The following is a 16669-nucleotide window of genomic DNA, read 5'->3' as shown; positions in this document are numbered from 1 at the left end:
CGGGCGCGAAACTGGCACCCTGACTTAAAAGGACTGACTTGATTGAAACACACGCCCGACGCACCGCATTCCATCTACGGAGTTGAGAAATGGGGCAAAGGTCTCATTGAGGTGACGGAGCAGGGCGAAATCGGTCTGCGCAATCCGATGGCCCCCGAGGCCGAAGCGATCAGCTTACCGGGTATTCTCAGTGATCTAGATGAACGCGGCATCAAAGCGCCGATGATACTGCGCGTCAGTTCTTATCTGGAACACGAGATTGTCCACATTAACGAGAGCTTTCGCGATGCGATTGCACGCACCGGCTACAAGGGCAGCTATCGCGGTGTTTTCCCGATCAAGGTGAACCAGCAAGCGCAGGTAGTCGACCGGATTGTCGAGTTCGGCAAGAAATACAACTATGGGCTTGAGGCCGGATCAAAGCCTGAACTGGTAGTGGCCTTGGCGCATCGTCTGGCCAGCGAGGCGCTGATTGTCTGCAACGGCGTCAAGGATGCCGAATTCATTCAGTTGGCCATCCTCAGCCGCAAGATCGGGTTTAACACGGTCATTGTTCTGGAAAGCCCGAAAGAGGCTGACACGGTGATCGAAGTCTATAACGAGCTGGGCATCGAACCCCTGATCGGCGTGCGGGTAAAACTGACCAACCAGATCAGCGGCAAGTGGGAAGAAAGCTCGGGTGATCGATCGGCCTTTGGCATGAACACCGATCAGCTGGTCGCCACGGTGGATAAGCTGAAAGAGGCAGGTTTGCTGCATTGCCTAAAGCTGCAGCATTCGCATCTGGGCTCTCAGGTGCAGGACGTCAACGACGTGCGCCGTGCGGTAGGCGAGGCCTGCCGCTACTACACCGAACTGACGCGCGAAGGCGTGCCGCTGACCCATCTGGACCTCGGTGGTGGCATGGGCGTGGATTACACGGGTGAAAAGAAGGCCGCCGAGAACTCGATCAACTACACGGTCGAGGAATATTGCGCCAATGTCGTGGAAACCGTCGCCTATGCGATGGATGAGGCAGAGGTGAACCATCCCACGCTGGTTACCGAAAGCGGCCGCGCCGTGGTGGCGACATCATCGATGCTGGTGTTTAACGTGCTGGAAAGCACGCTTTACGATGCGCCCAACGGCCCCGAGGTCGAAGCGGACGATCACCATCTGGTCTCAGATCTGGCGGCAATCAACGGCTATCTCAGCAGCGACCGCCTGCAGGAATGCTGGAACGACGCGAATTTCTACCGAAACGAACTGCGCGCGCTGTTCCGCCGCGGCTATGTGGACCTGCGCCAGATGGCCCGCGCCGAACGGATCTACCTGTCGCTGATGACCCGTCTCAAGGCGCTGGCCGCAAGCGATGATCTGGACACGGATGTGGATGATCAGCTTGAGAAAGTGGCCGATATCTATCACTGCAACTTCTCGTTGTTCCAGTCGTTACCTGATGTCTGGGCCATTGACCAACTGCACCCTATCGTGCCGTTGCAGGGCCTGAACGAGACGCCAGATCGTCGCGCGGTGCTGTCGGACATCACCTGCGACAGCGACGGCAAGATCGACCGGTTCATCCTGGCCGACGGTGTCTCGCCCAGCCTGCCTGTGCACTCCCTGCCCGAAGATCGGGAATACCTCATGGGTGTTTTCTTTGTCGGGGCCTATCAGGAAACACTGGGCGATTTGCACAACCTGTTCGGCGACACAAACGTCGTCACCATCGACCTGCGCGCGGACGGCGGCTTTGACTTGCTGCACGAGCAAGAGGGCGACACGATCAGCCAGGTTCTGTCGTATGTCGAGTTCGACCCCAACGATTGTGTCGCCGCGTTCCGTAAAATGGTGGACGAGGCGATCTCGACCGGTACTCTGAAAGCCAGCGAACGCAAAACCCTGATGAGCGCCTATCGCGACTCCATCAATGGCTACACCTATTACGAATAACTCCAGAGAGGAGATGACCCCCATGGGAACTTTGAGTGGCAAAACACTGGTTGTCGGCGCAGGCGGCGTATCGCACGCGGCCGTGCACAAGATGGCAATGAATTCGGATATCTTCACCGAAATCACTCTGGCCAGCCGCACGAAATCAAAATGCGATGCCATCGCCAAGGCGGTGAAAGATCGCGTGGGCGTTGACATCGCCACGGCGGAGCTGGACGCCTATAAGGTCGAAGATACCGTCAAGCTGATCAAGGAAACCGGGGCCGAACTGCTGGTGAACCTCGCCCTGCCCTATCAGGATCTGGTGCTAATGGATGCGTGTCTTGAGGCGGGCATTCATTATCTCGACACTGCGAACTATGAACCCGAAGACGTGGCCAAGTTCGAATACCACTGGCAATGGGCCTATCAGGACCGGTTCAAAGAGGCTGGCCTGACCGCCATCCTCGGCTCGGGCTTCGATCCGGGCGTGACCAGCGTGTTCGCCAAATGGCTGAAGAAACACAAGCTGGACACCATCCGCCAGATCGACGTGTTGGACGCCAATGGCGGCTCGAACGATCAGGAATTCGCCACCAACTTCAACCCTGAGATCAACCTGCGCGAAGTGCTGGCCGAAGTGCGCCACTGGGAAAACGGCGCATGGCATACCAGCCCGGCGATGACCACTAAAGTCGAATACGATTTCCCCGCCATCGGCCAGAAAAACATGTACCAGATGTATCACGAGGAATTGGAGTCGCTTACGACCCACTTCCCCGAGATTGAGCGCGCCCGCTTCTGGATGACCTTTGGCGATGCCTACATCATGCATGCCAAGGTGCTGGAAAACGTCGGCATGACCCGCATCGATCCGGTTATGCATGACGGCAAGGAAATCATCCCGATCCAGTTCCTGAAAACTCTGCTGCCCGATCCCGGCGATCTGGGTGCCGAAACCAAAGGCAAAGCCTGCATCGGCGACATCGCCACGGGTCAGGCCAAGGACGGCTCCGGCGAGAAGACCTATTACATCTACAACATCTGCGATCACGAAGAATGCTACGCAGAAGTCGGCAGCCAAGCCGTCAGCTACACCACCGGCGTCCCCGCCATGATCGGTGCGGCGCAGGTGCTGAAAGGCAACTGGTCCGAGCCCGGCGTGTGGAACATGGAACAGCTGGATCCGGACAACTTCATGGACATGCTGAACGAACACGGCTTGCCATGGCAGGTCCACGAACTCGACGGTCCGGTCGAGTTCTAATTTCATCTTTTCCCAAATACTCCGGGGGTCCGGGGGCAGAGCCCCCGGCCTCTCCACAATTCGGAGGCGCCGGACATGTCCGACATGATGACCACACAGGCCGGAGATGCCGGATCTTTTCGCAGCTTTGACCTGAGCCGCGTGCCAAGCCCCTGCTTCGTGGTTGATGAAAAGGCCGTCGAGCGGAACCTGACCATTCTCTCCGATATTGGAACCCGATCCGGCGCCCATGTGCTGAGCGCTCTCAAGGCGTTCTCGATGTTCTCGCTCGCCCCGCTTGTCCGCCAACATCTTGGCGGCACATGCGCGTCCGGCATTTTCGAAGCACGGCTGGGTCGCGAAGAATATGGTGGTGAGGTCGCGACCTTCTGCGCCGGGTACAAGGACGCGGACGTCGATGAAATTCTGTCGCTGTCAGATCACGTCATATTCAACTCACCAGCGCAAAAAGACCGGTTTCTTGCCAAAGCTCGGAACGCTGGCGTTCAGGTCGGTCTGCGCATCAACCCGGAACATTCCGAAGGCGAGATCCCAAAATATGACCCCTGTGCGCCCTGCTCTCGCCTTGGCACCCCAATCAGTCAGTTGACGACCGGCGAACTGACCGGGGTTGATGGCCTGCACATGCACACGCTCTGCGAACAAGGGTTCGCGCCATTGCAGCGCACTTGGGAAGCCGTCCTGCCAAGCCTCAAGCCCTTCCTCGGCCAACTCAAATGGCTGAACTTTGGAGGCGGTCATCATATCACGCGCGACGACTATGACCGCGATGGGCTCGTGGCTTTCATCCGGGACATCCGCGAGACATACGGCATCGATGTCTATCTCGAACCCGGTGAGGCGGTCGCTCTGGACGCAGGTATCTTGGTCGGCGAAATCCTCGACCTGCCCACCAATGGCATGAACCTTGCAATCACCGATATCTCCGCAACTTGCCACATGCCTGACGTGATCGAAGCCCCCTATCGTCCCGCCCTGATGGATGAGGCCGAAGCAGGCCATACTTACCGTCTGGGCGGCCCCTCCTGTCTGGCCGGTGACGTGATCGGGGATTACACGTGGGATCGGCCACTGGAAATCGGCCAACGCTTTGCCTTTCTGGATCAGGCGCACTATTCGATGGTCAAGACCAATACATTCAACGGCGTACCGTTGCCCACCATTGCCCTGTGGAATAGCGAAACGGACGAGCTGAAGATCATCAAGCAGTTCGGCTATGACGACTTTAAGGACAGACTCTCATGAGCATTTTCCTCGACAGTGAACTGACCGCATTTGAGCGCACCCAAGATGCCCGCTTTCGCATAATCCCGGTGCCGCTAGAGCGCACGGTCTCTTACGGCTCGGGCACGGCCAAAGGGCCTGATGCCATCATCGAAGCCAGCAATGAGCTGGAACGCATCACCGGACACGCCGAGCCATGCGTCGAGGGGATCTTCACCGAAGAACCGGTGGATTGCGACGCCGCCCTGTCCGAGATCATGGAGCGCCTTGCCCAGCGCACCGAAGCCGCTGTTCGCGCTGGTAGGGTTCCAGTGACTTTGGGCGGAGAGCATTCCCTCAGTTACGGCGCCGTCATGGGAGTGGCCCGCGCGTTAGGTCAACCCATCGGCATAGTTCAGATCGACGCCCATGCTGACCTGCGCAACGCCTATCAGGGGGAAAAACACTCCCATGCTTCGGTCATGCACCTGCTGGCCGAAGAAGGCGTTCGATTGGCTCAGTTCGGTGTCCGTGCCTTTTCGACTGAAGAGGCACAGAGCCGCCTGAAAAACCACATCTTCCACGTGGATGCAGAAGATCTGGTCACAAGCAATATCCACGCTGTCGACCTGCCAGAGGATTTCCCCGAGCTGGTCTATGTCAGTTTCGATGTCGACGGGCTGGACCCGGCGATCATGCCCGCCACCGGAACTCCGGTGCCCGGTGGCCTGGGATATTATCAGGCGTTACGGCTGGTAGAACACACCCTGAAAGGCCGCAAATGCATAGGCTTCGACGTGGTGGAACTGGCCCCGAACGGCAATGCCGCCTGGGACTTCACCGCCGCGCAGATCGTTTATCGTCTGATGGCCGCCTGTTAACCCTCGGACGTTTCATTCAGTTCCATATGGCCTTCGCCCTTGTTCAGGACGCGGCGCAGCATGGGTTCAAAGAACTCAAGCGGTTTGGTCGGGTAGTCCGGATCAAACGCCTTCTGATCGTATTCATGGCAGAAGTAACGGCAGTCCTCCCAATAGGGGCTGTCGCGGTACTTGTCGCGGGCGTTGCGATCACCACCCAGGTGGTGATTGTAGTAATAGCCTTGGAACACGCAGTGGTGTTTTAATATCCAGTGGGTTTTCTCGCTGACATAAGGTTTCATCATCGCTGCCGACAACTCACCGTGGTTATACGGTGACAGAATATCTCCGGTGTCATGGATCAGTGCCGCGACCACCAGTTCTTCATCCGCACCATCCTCATAGGCACGCGTCGCGGCCTGAAGGCTGTGCTGGTAACGATTGACCGGGTAAGGCGTCCACGCCTCGTCCAGGGAACGGATCGCGTCCAGGATTCGGTCTGGAAGGGCGGCGTTGAACGCCTCTTCATACTCCATGACGGCGTCCCAATCGGCTTTGGTCGCCTCTTCAAAACTGGTCCAGGTGGGTTTGTGGCTTTTGTCCAGCATGATGTTTCCTCTGGCTGATCTGCTACGGCCAGCATATCCGAAGGCAACAGCTGAAAAAAATGAATTGATTTTATCGCTTCGATCAAAAAATACTTTCGATATGCAAATCAAAGCCCTTGAGACATTTTTGTGCGTTGCAGACACCGGTGGCTTCCATGCCGCTGCGCGACACCTCAACATCACTCAGACAGCGGTCAGCGCCCGTATCAAACTGATCGAAGAGGAAACCGGAAAACTCTTGTTCACTCGGGGCGCAGGCGGCACCAACCTGACAGAATTCGGACGGCAGTTTAGACCCTATGCCGAGCAGATGTTGTCATTGTGGTCCTTCGCCTCTCGTGACCTACCGGGGCAGACACCGCACCGAATAGCCCTTCGCCTTGGTGCACAGCTCAGCGTTTGGGATCCATTACTGGTCGATCTGGCCGTTCGCTATGAACAACGCCATGGCCAGCTATTACTGACGCTGAACTACGATCATGACCTCAACATGGTCGAGGCCGTGGCGACGCATGTATTGGATGCCGCACTGACCCACGAAAAACCATCTGATCGGCGCGTTCTATATCACGAACTGGCACCGGAACGTTTATTGTTGGTCGAAACCCTGGGCGCGGGCAAAGACCCAGTTTTCGTAAATCTCGAGTTAGGCGAAGTTTATCAGGACCACGTGCGGTCAGCAGCGCGCAAAGCGGTAGGACAGACGCTTTTTTTGGGCAATTGCATGATGGGCCTGCGGTATGTTTTGCAGCGCGGCGGCACGGGGTACTTCCCCGAATATGTTATTCGGGATCAATTGAACGAAGGCACCTTGGTGCCGGTTGCCGAAGCGATAGACCTGATGTTGCCGCTTTACCTGGTGACCCGGCGGGACAGCGAAGCCTTCGACGACGTGGTGGCCTGCCTGACCGAACTGCGTGCGGCGGATTAAGCTTGGGACAAGGCTCCATTCGCCCCCCGCGATCGGGTGCGCAGCAATGGCCGCCCGGCGATCAACAGGAACACGCATGAAATCAAGACGCCGACAATCGCAGGAAGATAAAGCAAAATCCACAGGTTTGGATCATCAATCACGACCGGGGACACAAAGCCCCGGACCCCCTCCAAAAGGACCAAAATCGTGAAGGCTCCGAATATCTGTGGCCACAGCCCAAAGCGCGAAAAACTGCCCAGCATCAGCGTTGAAAAACCAGCCATCGCCACCGCGATACAAATAGCGATCCATGAAAAACGCTGATGCAGCTCTTCGATCAGTTCCCCTTCTGAGAACTGCTCGGTCGCCAGAATACTTTCCCGGCCCTGCAAAAGCTCGAGCGTTGGGATCGCCTCAAGACTGCGCATGGCGTTGGTGTCTGAATTTGTCAGTTCCGAGATGTCATAAGAGGCATCCGCAAAAAGCGTCGAAGACAGCGTCCTACCTTCCGGGTTCAGGCGCAATGCGATCCCGTCCACCATCACCAGATGAATGCCGGTGCCATTGTTGACCAGATAGGCCGTCTTGCTGGAATAGCTGACCGGGCTCTCTTCATCCCGACGATCCGAGACAAAAACCTCGGACAAAGTGCCATCCAGATCAATTTCCCCGATATAAACCGTAACGCCCTGCGCGGGATGCAGAAATTCACCCTCATTCAAAAGCTGGGCGGTGACATCCCCCGCGACCTCGGCCTGACGCTGTTCCAATTGTTCAACTGACGCGGGGCGCAGGAAGACACTGATCGCGGCCATCATCAGGCCGGTTATGATGCCAAATACGAACACTGCGCGCGCCAATCTCCAGGGGCTGGTCCCGGTGGCCAGCATCACTGTCATCTCGCTTTCACGGCTCAGGCGGTTGGTGGCATAGACGGCTGCAGCAAACACCGCCATTGGCATCACGGTGCGGATAAGGGTCGGCAACGTCAGTGCGGTGAATTCCAGAAACACCATCGCGGGTTGGCCGCCGCTGATCACCCGGTCAAACAGGCTGACGGAACGGGTAATCCAGAATACACCCACCAGAACCAAGGTGAAAAAGCCGAACAGAATCAGCAGTTGCCGCAGGAAGTAACCATCAAAGCGCGACATGAACCCTCTTCCGCCTGTCTGTTGTGGGCAGGACCATAGGCCATTCTACTGGCGTAGGAAACCGGGATTGACCCTTTGACAGCAGGGCGCGGGAAGAACGATGTCTGGACAAAGTAAGATTGCGAACTTCACTCCCCAAAAACAAGGCAGGTAAAGGTCAAAATTCTTTATTTCTGAACTACTTAGAAGATCACGTAGTGATGGACACCGGTCACGACAACGACAGACGCGGCAATGACTACGACAGACGCATAGTCGGTTAGTTTGAACTTGCGCTTCTTAGGATGCATCGTCCATTCGGCCCACTTCTTTTGGTCTTCCGTCAGTTCCGAACTTTCACCATACGCCATCACTACTACCTCAAACTTGACATCGCTAAGTCGACAAACTTTCGCCAGTATTTTGACACAAACCGAATAAATCAAGTAAAAACACTGGGTTCTTACCGGGTTAACCTAACGGCAGGCTCGGCGCCTGGGCTCTGAAAAGCATTCATAAACATCCAATCTCTCGAAAATCCTCGCTCGTCTGACCATAGCGATCCGATAATTTTCCATGAAGCGGCCTGCAGTCGTGCGCCCCGACGAACGAGAGCAATTCACAAGGCTTCCACCGATTCTAGGTTTTCATTGGAGAAATGGCAGGGGCAGCAGGGTTCGAACCCGCGACCTACGGTTTTGGAGACCGTCGCTCTACCAACTGAGCTATACCCCTAAGGTGCGCATCAAATATGCCAGCCGCGCAGCGGACTCAAGAGGCTTTTTCAAATTCCGCGCGACTAATGCACCCGACAAACAAGTTGCGTGCAGCGTTTAGTTCTATAAGACACGGTTTGGTCAGTACGAGGGACCCAATCCGTGAGTATCCGCAAAAAGATCGCCGACAGCGAAGCCGTTTTGAACTGGGCCGCGCGCCGCATCGCAAGTTATATCCGGATGGTCAATCGCAACACCAAATGGCAGCGTATCGGATACGAAGAACTGGATCAGTTGGCCGAACAAGGTGAGCCGGTGATCGTGGTGCTGTGGCATCAAAGGCTGGCGCAGTCGCCGTACTTCTTCCCGCTGGACAAAGGACGCATCTGCTCAATCACTTCGTCTGCGCGCGCAGGCAGCATGGTGGGTCGGGTGCAGAAATTGTTCGGAATGGACACGATCGCCATGGCCAGCAAACATAAAAGCAACGTTGCCGTCTCGCGAGAAGTGATCGGTAAGATCAAACAAGGGATTTCCATCGGCATCGCTGCTGACGGACCACGTGGACCCGAGCGTGTGCTTTCCACGGTGCCATTGGTTTGGGCGCGCACATCTGGCAAACGAATCTTCGGGATAACCTTTTCTGCACATTATGGCAGCGAAGCGGGTACATGGGATCGTCTTTTGATGCCCCGCCCCTGGCGAAACAAGGGAGTCTTTCTGTGCCGCGAGTGGACCGAGACCGTGCCTCGCAAAGCATCCGAAGAGGAAATCGAGGAGCTGCGCCAAAGCCTTGAGCAGCATATGAACGATATCACTGCTGAAGCCGACCGCATGGTCGGGCGCGAACCGTGGTCGCCAGAGGCCTAACCGCCCCTTAACCGCTGCATCAGGTAAACTTCGCTGCCTTCAGGGATTGGCTCGGTCAGCCCTGTGGCTATAACACGGCCATCAATTGCAATAGACACCCCGGCATCAATAGGGCCTTGAAGCTGTGGGTGGGCGAGCACCAATGCGCGTAACAGATCTCCGGTCGTCTTGGCTTCAACCTCGACGACCTGCTGGCCCCCGGTCAATGACCGGAGGCCGGACCAGAGATGAACTTCAACCATCGTCCTTGAGCGCGGCCAGAATACGCGGCGGCGACATCGGCAACTGACGCATGCGCACGCCAGCCGCATGGGACACGGCGTTGGCAATGGCGGCCAGAGGCGGCACGATGCCGGTCTCGCCGACGCCTCGTACACCGAAGGGGTGACCGGGGTTGGGCACTTCGACAATCACCGTGTCGATCATCGGCAGGTCACTGGCGACGGGTATGCGATAGTCGAGGAAGATCGAGTTCTGCAGGCGACCATCCTCGCCATAGATGTATTCCTCGTTCAGCGCCCAGCCTATGCCTTGCGCAGCACCGCCCTGATACTGCCCTTCCACATAGGTTGGGTGGATCGCCTTACCGGCATCCTGGATGACCGTGTAGCGGGTGATCGCAGTCTTGCCGGTTTCCGGATCAACCTCGGCATCGACGATATGGGTACCAAAGGACACGCCTGCGCCTTCCGGGGTCGCTTCGAAATGGCCTGAGATCGGTCCGCCTGTCGAGCCCATATGAGCCGTGATATCAGCCAGTGGCCGCGGATCGAAATCACCGGCATTGGGGCCAGAGGGCACCGCACAGCCGTTTTCCCATTTGACTGCGTCCGTCGGAATTCCCCAGCTGGCCGCCGCGCGTTCGCACAGTTTTTCGACCGCGTGTTTGGCTGCTTTGATGGTCGCCAGACCGGAGGCGTACGTCACGCGAGAGCCGTGGCTGACGTCGTTGTACCCAAGCGTCGCTGTATCGGCGATGGTCACCCGGATGTTTTCGTAGGGAATGCCCAGCACCTCAGCCGCCATCAGCGCCATAGATGCACGCGAGCCGCCGATGTCCGGCGTACCGACCATCAACTGGGCCGAACCGTCCTCGGACAGAGATAGCGAGACCGAAGTTTCACCACCGTGGTTAAACCAGAACCCGCAGGAGATGCCGCGCCCCTGCCCCGGTTTCAGCGGCGCCGAGTAGTGCGGATGCGCCTTGGCGGCTTCCAACGTCTCAACCAGCCCGATGCGCTCGTAACGCGGGCCATAGCTGGCTTTGGTACCCTCATGCGCGGCATTCTTCAGACGCACATCAACAGGATCGAGGCCCAGCTTTTTGCACAGCTCGTCAATCACCGATTCAACCGCAAAAGCCCCCATCGGCGCACCGGGTGCACGATAGGCCGCCTGTTTCGGGCGGTTGGCCATCACGTCATAGCCGATCTGTTTGACGTTGGTCAGGTTGTAGGGCGCAAAGGCGCACATGGCGGTCATGTCACCAGGCGCTCCGGGGAAGGCCCCACCCTGCAGGCGGAAAACGCCCTGCGCGGCAGAGATGGTCCCGTCCTTCTTCATCCCGATCTTGATGTCCATCGACGCCGACGAAGTGGGACCGGTTGCCCGAAACACTTCGGATCGGGTCATCACAACCTTGACCGGGCGGTTGGCCTTGCGGCTCAGCGCCAGCGCAACGGGTTCGATAAAGACGGTTGTCTTGCCGCCAAAGCCGCCACCAATCTCAGACGCAGTCACGCGCAGCTGTGAGGTCTCAATGCCCAACAGCGCTGCACAGGTTTTCTGCGCGATCCAGTGGCCTTGGGTCGTGCACCACAGCTCACCCTTGCCATCATTGCCCAGCATACCCAGGCAGGCATGCGGTTCGATATAGCCCTGATGGGTCGCCTCAGTGACAAAGCTGTCTTCGATGATCAGGTCAGCTTCGGCAAAGCCGGCCTCGACATCGCCATGACCACTTTCGTGGTACCGCACGACATTGGGGTGCATGCCCTCGGGCACCGAATAGTCCGCAGCACTTTCGCGAATGACTGGAGCATCCGAGGCCATCGCTTTGTCCACATCAGTGACGTGGGGCAGCACTTCGTATTCGACCTCAATCAGCTTTAGCGCATCACGCGCTGCAAGGGCAGACGTAGCAGCAACAGCGGCAACGGCGTGACCGTCATACAGGGCCTTTTCGCCCGCCATAACGTTTTCCAGAACGTTCCAGAACTCGCCTTCAAGCCCGGGCTTGAACGGCACATCGGCAAAATCCGCGCGGGTCACGACGGCTTTGACGTCCTTGTGCGCCTCGGCCATTGACGTGTTGATCTTCACGATCCGCGCATGGGCGTGAGGCGAGCGCAGGATCGCGCCGTGTAGCATACCGGGTGCCGACATATCGGCCCCGAACTTGGCGCGGCCCGTAACCTTGTCCAACCCATCGGGACGGTTCGGTCGCGTGCCAACAAAGGTGAATTCAGATTTGCGATCGTCGAGTGCCATTACGAAGCCTCCCGCAGTTCTTCGGCTGTTTCCATCACAGCGCGAATGATCTTGTCATAACCGGTGCAGCGGCACAGGTTCCCTGCCAGCCAGTACCGGGTTTCTTCTTCTGTCGGGTTTGGGTTCTTTTCCAACAGAGACTTGGCCGCGACCAGAATGCCCGGTGTGCAGATGCCGCACTGAAGCGCGGCGTGTTCGATAAACTTCTGCTGCAGCGGGTGCAGAACGTCGCCATCCGCGATGCCCTCGACCGTTTCGATCTGCTTGCCATCGGCCTCGACGCCCAGCATCAAGCAGGAACAGACCAGGCGCCCGTCGACCGAGACGGAACACGCGCCGCAGTCACCAGTACCACAGCCTTCTTTCGCGCCGGTCAGGTTCAGCTTGTCGCGCAGACAGTCCAGCAGGGTTTCGCGCGGGTCGCAGAGGTATTCAACCGAGTCGCCGTTTACAGTGGTGGATACGTGGAACTTGCTCATGCTTGTTCTCCCTTCGCACGGGCATAGGCGATTTTCGCGGCGCGCTTGGCCAGAACGCCAGCGACCTCGGTGCGGAACGCGATGGTGCCGCGCTTGTCGTCAATCGGGTTGCACGCAGCGGATGCCGCAGCAGCCAGCGCATCAAGCGCGGCGTCGTCCAGTGTACTGCCGACGATGGCCTTGGCACAGTCTTCGACCAGCAGAACGGTCGGGGCGACAGCACCCAACGACACGCGGGCTTCGGTGACAGTGTCGCCGTCCAGACGAAGGTTTACACCCACGCCAACGACGGCAATGTCCATTTCGGTCCGTGGTATGAACCGCAGATAGGCGTCGCCGCCATCCTCACCCCGTGCGGGAATGTGCACGGCCGAGACCAGCTCACCCTTGGACAGCGACGTTTTGCCGGGGCCGGTCGGAATTTCTTCGACAGCAACCTCGCGCGTACCTTCGGGTCCTGTGACAGTAACGGTCACTCCGGCGGCGACCATAGCAGGCACAGAATCGGCCGCAGGAGAGCCATTGCACAGGTTCCCAGTCAGCGTTGCGCGACCCTGCACTTGGGTCGAACCGATCAAGTCCATCGCCTCGACCACGCCGGGCCAATCGCCGCCCAATTCGGAATGTTCGCTCATCTCGGCACCGGTGGCCGCGACGCCAATCGTCCAGCTGCCATCGGCATTGCTGATGATGTCGCTGACGCCGTCGATCTTTTTGATGTCGATCAGCGTGTCGGGGGTCACAAGTTCCGAGCGCAGCTGCACCAGAACATCGGTGCCTCCTGCCAGAAACCGGGTAATGCCCGTCGCATTCGCGGCCAGAGCCGACGCCTCGGCAAAGCTGGCGGGGCTGTGATAATCCATGAAAATACCTCGCACCTGTTGATCAGGATTCACTGGGGTTCGCGGGGGACGTTAGTGCAGCAGCCCCACGGCGTCCATGGCTGGAACGACCAATTTTTGTGTTAATCGAAGTCGTTTTCAGACCTCAGATCAGAGGTCGAGTTCAATCACACCGTCAGGTTCAGCCGCGCGGCTTTGACACAAGATGATCGCGCCCTCGCGCTGTTTGTTGGACAGAACGAAATCACGATGCTCAATATCGCCGGAAACCACACCGCATTTGCAGACGCCACATATGCCGTCGGCGCATTTCACATCCACATGAATACCCGCCTCGTTCAATACCTGAGCGGCATCTTTGTCTTTGGGGACGGTCAGTTCCCTACCCGACTTCGCCAGCTTCAACGTGAAGGAGTGATTTTCATATTCCGGCTGTTCGGGGACTGAGAAATACTCCAGGTGCCGCGCCTCTTCGGGAAATCCCTGCCGGTCGGCCGCTTGTATGACACCGTCCATGTAGCGATCCGGTCCGCAGGTATAGACGCGCCACCCTTCCTGATAACCCGACAGGACTGCATCCAGATCGGCGCGCGTTCCTTCATCCGAGAAATGAAAATGCACGTGGTCGGCCCAGGGCATCGCCACCAGATCGTCCAGGTACCCGGCCCCAGCACGGGTGCTGGCGGAATAGTGTAATGCGAACGGCTTGCCCAGCGTATGCAACCGATGAGCAAATGCAATCATCGGGCTGATGCCGATCCCACCACCCATCAGGAAGGTCTTTGTTGCAGTTTCATCCAGTTCGAAATGGTTGATCGGTTTCGAGATGAAGACCTTGCGCCCCTCGCTGAAGATTCGATGCAACAGGGCCGAACCGCCGCGTCCTTCATCCTCGCGCAGGACGCCAATCTGATAGACTGACCCGTCCGATGGGTCCCCTGACATAGAATACTGACGCAGAAACTCAGGCGCGACCAGCACATCCAAATGCGCCCCGGCGGTCCAATCCGGTAACGGCGCGCCATTCAGGGCCGAGAATTCATACTTGGTCACATCCGCCGTCATCTTGTCGACCTTGGTCAGCGCAACTCGCATCACCGGCGCATCGCCCGCGATCGAGTACCGATGCACGATCGACGTATCCCCTGCTGCCTTGCGGTTTTTGTATTCTTCGGCTGACACCATCGCCTGATAGGCCGCAATCCCGGCCTCGCGGTCCATCGCAAAAGGATATGGCCACGGATGGGGGGCCAGATAGGCAGGATAGACGGCTAAGGTCTGATCTTCGAACTGCAGGTCCAGATCCGTTTGCAGGTCACGCCGGTTCAGCGGATGTTTCGTCGGGCGGTAAGCTCCATCCGCCTGCAATTCGATATCCCACCACCATTTCTTAGTGTCGTTCAAACCGCCATTACCCACGGCATCGTCCAGTTTCGCCAATGCCGGCGCGGCTTTCGGGATGTTCATCGCGGCCCAGCGGAATGGGCGTTCCTTGAAGATGCCCTCAAGGTTCCACGGGCACGTCTTCATGCAGCGCCCGCACATCGCTCCGCCGGGTGTGGTCACACGATAGGTCGCGCATTTCTGGCTGTCGGATTTCCAGATCTCATAGCCGTTGAACATGAGTTTCGGCCCCGCGGTGATTGCCCCCGACGGACATTCGCGCGCGCATTTGTTGCAGCTTTCACAGAAAGTCTGCAGGCCAAAATCAATCGGTTTGTCGTGCTCCATCGGCATGTCGGTCGTCACTGCGCCGGACTTGAGCCGGGGCCCGAGATAAGGGTTCAGGATGACCTCGCCAATCCGGCTGACCTCGCCCAATCCAGACAGCAACAAAAGCGGCGGCTGAAGCACTTCGCCATCCATGACTGTATGCGCCTTGGCTTTGAAGCCAAGGTTGCGGATCTGCTGCGCGATCACACCGCCCAAAAGTGAAAACCGCAGATAGGCGCGCATCGATTGGGCAACTGCGATCCAGTCATCGCCACTGGACCCCTCCATCGTTTCATAGCCCTGGTCGATGATCATGCTGATGGCCTGATCGTGGGTCGGGTTGATCTCTTCTCCGGTCGCGTCGTGAGAGTACCACGCCCATTCAGGACAACGGCTGAGGCCCACGGCATCGCCTCCAATGAAATAGGTCGCAGCCTTGATATTCGCGGCATTTCGGGCGGCATCGGTCGGGCGCGGGCCATCCGCGCTGTCGCCATCCTGCAAAAGCACAAATGCGCCCAGTGAACGGCGTTGCGCGAAACTGGGGGCGGCCTTGCGCACGTAGTGCCCCCCCCTGGCTGCATCCTGCAGCGGTTTGCCCATATCCCCGAATTGTGCGCGGGCAAACATGTCGGCGCGTTTGGGAACGCGGGCCACGTTTTCTTCGTCGATGTAGGTAGTCGGGTCCTTGACGCGCTTAAGCTTCTCGAACGGATGCGCCCCGTCCACGTAGCGTCGTTTGGCGTAAGCATCCCGGTTCAGCGCGTTCTTGGCGAACCCCGTTCCCAGCCACCACGCCGGACCCTGAGTGCGAAACCACGGTTGCTGCGCCATGGATTGCAGGGGTCGATCATGCGCAATCTCCATCTCGGTCGTAACAGCTGCCAGACCAAACCGCGTACCTAGCCACGGCACAACGACGTCGCCGTTCTCGACCGAGGCCAAACCAGCCGCCACCGCCAGTTTTCCAAGATCAAACTCAGAGGACATCGCGGTATGCGCCCGTGCATCGAACCCCAACAACCGGATGTAATTGGCAATCACCACCGCATTTTCGGTCGCCAGCAAACAGGAACGGTGGTCCTGCGCATCCATGATCCATTCAGAGCCGGGCTCATCCGGGTTCGGATCACGGTTGTGTTCATAGACAAAGACGATGGCGTGGCGGTGGGTGTCCATCGGCTTGGGGGCCGCCTCCATACTTTCCTTAAGGTCGGCCATAATGACATCAATACCCGACGCCAGCGTCTTGGTCTGCCGGGTCTTCAGCGCATGGGCCAGTCGATCTATGTCGGGGTTACGACGCGGATGGGGCAGCATCGACTCGGCAGGCAAAGGCCCACACCCCATCATCGACGCGTCATTGAAATAGCCAAAAGCCTTCAAGTGATGGGCGCGCGCGGTCGGATCAGCCGGGATTTCAGAGGGCACAGCATTCACGAATCCATCACGAATAGCGTCCATCATCGCCTGAAACTCACCCATGGCGTTGACGATGCTTTCAGGCTGATCCGGCCGGTGAAAACTGAGTACGGGCATCGGCGGCACGGCAGATAGGTCCGGCACAACGCTCTGACGTGCCAACCGCTCCAACGGATAAGGCCCCATGTGGACCGGCCGGTTCTTGTCCGAGAAAAAGCGGATCCCCATCGTGCGCCTCCTGA

14 protein-coding genes and 1 tRNA gene are annotated in these 16669 nt (G+C 58.1%); 6 read left to right on the top strand and 9 right to left on the bottom strand.

Going from position 1 to position 16669, the window contains the following annotated elements:
• The first annotated feature begins 42 nt into the window (after positions 1–42).
• The 4 genes from speA (at position 43) to speB (ending at position 5262) form a co-directional block, all read left to right on the top strand.
• Complete coding sequence (gene speA / locus AC2FD9_RS04255) at positions 43–1932, top strand: biosynthetic arginine decarboxylase (protein WP_496835552.1); 1890 nt, start codon at positions 43–45, stop codon at positions 1930–1932.
• A 22-nt stretch (positions 1933–1954) separates the two neighbouring features.
• Positions 1955–3178: a saccharopine dehydrogenase family protein gene (locus AC2FD9_RS04250; protein WP_109312396.1), complete on the top strand. Its 1224-nt coding sequence runs from the start codon at positions 1955–1957 to the stop codon at positions 3176–3178.
• 75 nt (positions 3179–3253) lie between these two features.
• Positions 3254–4423 (top strand): carboxynorspermidine decarboxylase, encoded by a 1170-nt coding sequence (locus tag AC2FD9_RS04245; protein WP_496835550.1) that lies wholly within the window; start codon positions 3254–3256, stop codon positions 4421–4423.
• On the top strand, positions 4420–5262 hold the full coding sequence (gene speB, locus AC2FD9_RS04240; protein WP_496835548.1) for an agmatinase: 843 nt from the start codon (positions 4420–4422) through the stop codon (positions 5260–5262). Before AC2FD9_RS04245 ends, speB begins: the two co-directional genes overlap by 4 nt.
• On the opposite strand, the gene AC2FD9_RS04235 is transcribed toward speB, so the two are convergent.
• A complete protein-coding gene (locus AC2FD9_RS04235) occupies positions 5259–5849 on the bottom strand; it encodes an HD domain-containing protein (RefSeq protein WP_496696466.1) in 591 nt (196 codons plus the stop codon). The two genes, speB and AC2FD9_RS04235, sit on opposite strands and share 4 nt — an antisense overlap.
• Positions 5850–5949: 100 nt before the next feature.
• Between AC2FD9_RS04235 and AC2FD9_RS04230 the strand changes: the two genes are divergently transcribed.
• Complete coding sequence (locus tag AC2FD9_RS04230; protein WP_496835546.1) at positions 5950–6780, top strand: LysR family transcriptional regulator; 831 nt, start codon at positions 5950–5952, stop codon at positions 6778–6780.
• On the opposite strand, the gene lptF is transcribed toward AC2FD9_RS04230, so the two are convergent.
• The 3 genes from lptF to AC2FD9_RS04215 all read right to left on the bottom strand — a co-directional run bounded on the left by lptF (position 6777) and on the right by AC2FD9_RS04215 (position 8630).
• The gene (gene lptF, locus AC2FD9_RS04225) at positions 6777–7916 is read right to left on the bottom strand and encodes an LPS export ABC transporter permease LptF (protein ID WP_496835544.1); all 1140 of its coding nucleotides are present in this window, start codon (positions 7914–7916) and stop codon (positions 6777–6779) included. The two genes, AC2FD9_RS04230 and lptF, sit on opposite strands and share 4 nt — an antisense overlap.
• Before the next feature lie 182 nt (positions 7917–8098).
• Positions 8099–8266: a hypothetical protein gene (locus AC2FD9_RS04220; protein ID WP_282170985.1), complete on the bottom strand. Its 168-nt coding sequence runs from the start codon at positions 8264–8266 to the stop codon at positions 8099–8101.
• A gap of 288 nt (positions 8267–8554) precedes the next feature.
• Positions 8555–8630 (bottom strand) — tRNA-Trp (locus AC2FD9_RS04215).
• 143 nt (positions 8631–8773) lie between these two features.
• Here AC2FD9_RS04215 and AC2FD9_RS04210 point away from each other — a divergent pair.
• Positions 8774–9481, top strand: a complete 708-nt coding sequence (locus AC2FD9_RS04210; RefSeq protein ID WP_496757271.1) for a lysophospholipid acyltransferase family protein — start codon at positions 8774–8776, stop codon at positions 9479–9481.
• On the opposite strand, the gene AC2FD9_RS04205 is transcribed toward AC2FD9_RS04210, so the two are convergent.
• From AC2FD9_RS04205 to AC2FD9_RS04185, 5 genes are all read right to left on the bottom strand, one after another.
• Positions 9478–9723, bottom strand: coding sequence for a MoaD/ThiS family protein (locus AC2FD9_RS04205; protein WP_170559220.1), 246 nt, complete (start codon positions 9721–9723; stop codon positions 9478–9480). The genes AC2FD9_RS04210 and AC2FD9_RS04205 overlap by 4 nt on opposite strands.
• Positions 9716–11971 (bottom strand): xanthine dehydrogenase family protein molybdopterin-binding subunit, encoded by a 2256-nt coding sequence (locus AC2FD9_RS04200; protein ID WP_496757269.1) that lies wholly within the window; start codon positions 11969–11971, stop codon positions 9716–9718. The genes AC2FD9_RS04205 and AC2FD9_RS04200 overlap by 8 nt, the downstream gene beginning before the upstream one ends.
• Positions 11971–12450, bottom strand: a complete 480-nt coding sequence (locus AC2FD9_RS04195) for a (2Fe-2S)-binding protein (RefSeq protein WP_058278395.1) — start codon at positions 12448–12450, stop codon at positions 11971–11973. Before AC2FD9_RS04195 ends, AC2FD9_RS04200 begins: the two co-directional genes overlap by 1 nt.
• A complete protein-coding gene (locus AC2FD9_RS04190; protein WP_496757267.1) occupies positions 12447–13313 on the bottom strand; it encodes an FAD binding domain-containing protein in 867 nt (288 codons plus the stop codon). Before AC2FD9_RS04190 ends, AC2FD9_RS04195 begins: the two co-directional genes overlap by 4 nt.
• A 129-nt stretch (positions 13314–13442) precedes the next feature.
• The gene (locus AC2FD9_RS04185) at positions 13443–16655 is read right to left on the bottom strand and encodes a reductive dehalogenase (protein WP_496835540.1); all 3213 of its coding nucleotides are present in this window, start codon (positions 16653–16655) and stop codon (positions 13443–13445) included.
• Positions 16656–16669 lie beyond the last annotated feature (14 nt).

The sequence above is a fragment of the Ruegeria sp. YTSC230 genome (genome assembly GCF_059609665.1).
Note: the sequence above shows the minus strand (reverse complement) of the source record. Positions and strands in the feature narration are given on the sequence as shown.

What these genes read in the sequence shown, in the direction of transcription:
- AC2FD9_RS04250 (WP_109312396.1), top strand. Translation starts at nt 1,955, where the DNA reads ATGGGAACTTTGAGTGGCAAAACACTGGTTGTCGGCGCAGGCGGCGTA.
- AC2FD9_RS04245 (WP_496835550.1), top strand. Translation starts at nt 3,254, where the DNA reads ATGTCCGACATGATGACCACACAGGCCGGAGATGCCGGATCTTTTCGC.
- speB (WP_496835548.1), top strand. Translation starts at nt 4,420, where the DNA reads ATGAGCATTTTCCTCGACAGTGAACTGACCGCATTTGAGCGCACCCAA.
- AC2FD9_RS04235 (WP_496696466.1), bottom strand. Translation starts at nt 5,849, where the DNA reads ATGCTGGACAAAAGCCACAAACCCACCTGGACCAGTTTTGAAGAGGCG.
- AC2FD9_RS04230 (WP_496835546.1), top strand. Translation starts at nt 5,950, where the DNA reads ATGCAAATCAAAGCCCTTGAGACATTTTTGTGCGTTGCAGACACCGGT.
- lptF (WP_496835544.1), bottom strand. Translation starts at nt 7,916, where the DNA reads ATGTCGCGCTTTGATGGTTACTTCCTGCGGCAACTGCTGATTCTGTTC.
- AC2FD9_RS04220 (WP_282170985.1), bottom strand. Translation starts at nt 8,266, where the DNA reads ATGGCGTATGGTGAAAGTTCGGAACTGACGGAAGACCAAAAGAAGTGG.
- AC2FD9_RS04205 (WP_170559220.1), bottom strand. Translation starts at nt 9,723, where the DNA reads ATGGTTGAAGTTCATCTCTGGTCCGGCCTCCGGTCATTGACCGGGGGC.
- AC2FD9_RS04200 (WP_496757269.1), bottom strand. Translation starts at nt 11,971, where the DNA reads ATGGCACTCGACGATCGCAAATCTGAATTCACCTTTGTTGGCACGCGA.
- AC2FD9_RS04195 (WP_058278395.1), bottom strand. Translation starts at nt 12,450, where the DNA reads ATGAGCAAGTTCCACGTATCCACCACTGTAAACGGCGACTCGGTTGAA.
- AC2FD9_RS04190 (WP_496757267.1), bottom strand. Translation starts at nt 13,313, where the DNA reads ATGGATTATCACAGCCCCGCCAGCTTTGCCGAGGCGTCGGCTCTGGCC.
- AC2FD9_RS04185 (WP_496835540.1), bottom strand. Translation starts at nt 16,655, where the DNA reads ATGGGGATCCGCTTTTTCTCGGACAAGAACCGGCCGGTCCACATGGGG.